Source organism: Pseudomonas sp. SIMBA_041 (assembly GCF_046535095.1).
GTDB lineage: Bacteria > Pseudomonadota > Gammaproteobacteria > Pseudomonadales > Pseudomonadaceae > Aquipseudomonas > Aquipseudomonas mucoides.
On sequence record NZ_JAWRXJ010000191.1, the window covers coordinates 1 to 283 of the forward strand.

The 283-nt window shown below is 64.7% G+C and carries 1 protein-coding gene; it reads left to right on the forward strand.

The window, feature by feature from the left end; translation table 11 throughout:
• Positions 1-283, forward strand: a 283-nt coding sequence (locus SB725_RS30805) for a hypothetical protein (RefSeq protein ID WP_410923160.1), incomplete at both ends; no start/stop codon positions are given.

Sequence of the window (283 nt, forward strand, 5' to 3'; positions counted from 1 at the left end):
GGAGAACCCGGAGACGGGGGAACTGCTGTGGCAGCATGAGACGAAACACGCATACAACGAGCAGGGGCTGGCAAACCGCGTCACGCCGGACAGCCTGCCGCCGGTGGAGTGGCTGACGTATGGCAGCGGTTACCTGGCGGGCATGAAGCTGGGCGGGACGCCGCTGGTCGAGTATACGCGGGACAGGCTGCACCGTGAGACGGTGCGCAGCTTCGGCAGCATGGCAGGCAGTAATGCCGCATACGAACTGACCAGCACATACACCCCCGCAGGCCAGTTACAG